2 protein-coding genes are annotated in these 2,227 nt (G+C 70.3%); both read left to right on the forward strand.

Annotation, left to right across the window (positions count from 1 at the left end; genetic code table 11):
- Positions 1 to 740: NAD(P)-dependent oxidoreductase (locus tag O3Q52_RS52165; RefSeq protein WP_269655406.1), on the forward strand; the 740-nt coding region annotated here is incomplete at its 5' end.
- Positions 740 to 2,044: a lipopolysaccharide biosynthesis protein RfbH gene (rfbH, locus tag O3Q52_RS52170; protein ID WP_269655407.1), complete on the forward strand. Its 1,305-nt coding sequence runs from the start codon at positions 740 to 742 to the stop codon at positions 2,042 to 2,044. The genes O3Q52_RS52165 and rfbH, both read left to right, overlap by 1 nt.
- Positions 2,045 to 2,227: the final 183 nt, after the last annotated feature.

Below are 2,227 nucleotides of genomic sequence, written 5' to 3' on the forward strand. Positions count from 1 at the left end.
CCGACGAGCCTCAGATGGCCGCCAGCAACGCCGAGCTGGTCACCAAGGTCACCGAGGCGCTCGCCGCACTCCCCCGGCAGCCGCGCAGACCCCGGCTGATCCAGCTCGGCAGCGTCCACGAGTACGGGGCGGGCACTCCGGGAGGAGCCATCGCCGAGGACTGGCCGCCGGCGCCCGTCACCCCGTACGGGCGTACCAAACTCCTCGGCACCCAGGCCGTGTCGCGGGCCGTACGGGATCAGGACGCGGACGCGGTGGTGCTCCGGCTCGCCAATGTGATCGGCCCCGGGATCTCCGTGGCCAGTCTCTTCGGCCAGGTCGCCCGGCATCTCGCCGGGCCCGCCCGCGCCGACGCCCTCGGCGAGAAGCCGGACGAGCTGCGGCTGCCGCCGCTGCGGGCCGCCCGCGACCTGGTGGACGTACGGGACGTGGCGGACGCCGTGGTGGCCGCTGCCGTCGCGCCCAGCGCGCGAGTCAGGGGGCGCGTGATCAACGTGGGCCGCGGCGAGGCCGTGCCGGTCCGGGACCTGATCGACCGGATGATCGCGCTCAGCGGCCTCGAGGTTCCGGTGAGCGAGGAGGGCGGCGCGCCGCCGAACCGCAACGACGTCGAGTGGCAGTCCCTGGACATCTCCCTGGCGCGCGAACTGCTCGGCTGGACGCCGCGCCGCCCGCTGGACACCTCATTGCGCGAACTGCTCGCGGCCGTGATGCCGCCCGTCGACGAAAGGACAGGATGATGAGCGACCCCAAGGAAACGGTGCTCGACGCGGTCCGCGCGTACCACGAAGTCAGCACACCGGCACGGGAGTTCGTGCCCGGCACGACGGAGATCTGGCCCTCGGGCGCGGTCCTCGAGGTGGAGGACCGGGTGGCGCTGGTGGAAGCCGCCCTCGACATGCGGATCGCCGCCGGACGCAGCCAGCGCAAATTCGAGTCGGCGTTCGCCAGGCGGATGAAGCGGCGCAAGGCCCATCTCACCAACTCCGGCTCCTCGGCGAACCTCCTCGCCGTCTCGGCGCTCACCTCGTCCCATCTGGAGGACCGGCGGCTGAAGCCGGGCGACGAGATCATCACCGTCGCGGCGGGCTTCCCCACCACGGTCAACCCGATCCTGCAGAACGGGCTCGTACCGGTCTTCGTCGATGTGGACCTGACGACGTACAACGCGACCGCGGACAAGGTGGCCGCCGCCATCGGGCCCAAGACCCGGGCGATCATCATCGCGCACGCGCTCGGCAACCCCTTCGAGGTCACCGCGATCGCCCAACTCGCCGAGGAACACGACCTGTTCCTCATCGAGGACAACTGTGACGCGGTCGGCTCGCTGTACGACGGACAGCTCACCGGCACCTTCGGCGACATGACCACGGTCAGCTTCTATCCGGCGCACCACCTCACGATGGGCGAGGGCGGCTGTGTGCTGACCTCGAACCTGGCGCTCGCCCGGATCGTGGAGTCGCTGCGGGACTGGGGCCGGGACTGCTGGTGCGAGCCGGGCGAGAACGACAAGTGCCTCAAGCGGTTCAAGTACCAGATGGGCACCCTGCCGGCCGGCTACGACCACAAGTACATCTTCTCGCACGTCGGTTACAACCTGAAGGCCACCGACATCCAGGCCGCCCTCGGTCTGACCCAGCTCGCCAAGCTCGACGACTTCATCGACGCCCGCAAGCGCAACTGGCGGCGGCTGCGCGAGGGCCTGGACGGCGTACCCGGGCTGATCCTGCCCGAGGCCACCCCCCGCTCCGACCCGAGCTGGTTCGGATTCGTCATCACCGTGGACCCCGAAGCCCCGTTCGGCCGGGCGGAGTTGGTGTCCCACCTGGAGGACCGCAAGATCGGCACCCGGCGGCTGTTCGCCGGCAATCTCACCCGGCATCCCGCCTACATCGACCAGCCCCACCGTGTGGTCGGCGACCTGACCAACAGCGACATCATCACCGAGCACACGTTCTGGATCGGGGTCTACCCGGCGCTCACCGACGAGATGCTCGACTACGTGACCGCCTCGATCAAGGAGTTCGTGGCAGCGCGCGGCTGAGTCACGGCTTCGGCTCCGACCCGCACCCGACACGCAAGTGAAAGGCGTTGACGTACCCGCGATGAACGAGAAGACAGTGAACGGCAGGACGGCGGACCGGACCAGGCCCGGACCCGGCGGCAGGCTGATCCGCGGACTCCGTGGGCGCACGGCTCGCGGACCCGGTGGCCGGGTGGCGCTCGG

This window comes from Streptomyces sp. ActVer, from assembly GCF_027270795.1.
In the GTDB taxonomy this organism is placed as follows: Bacteria; Actinomycetota; Actinomycetes; order Streptomycetales; family Streptomycetaceae; genus Streptomyces; species Streptomyces umbrinus_A.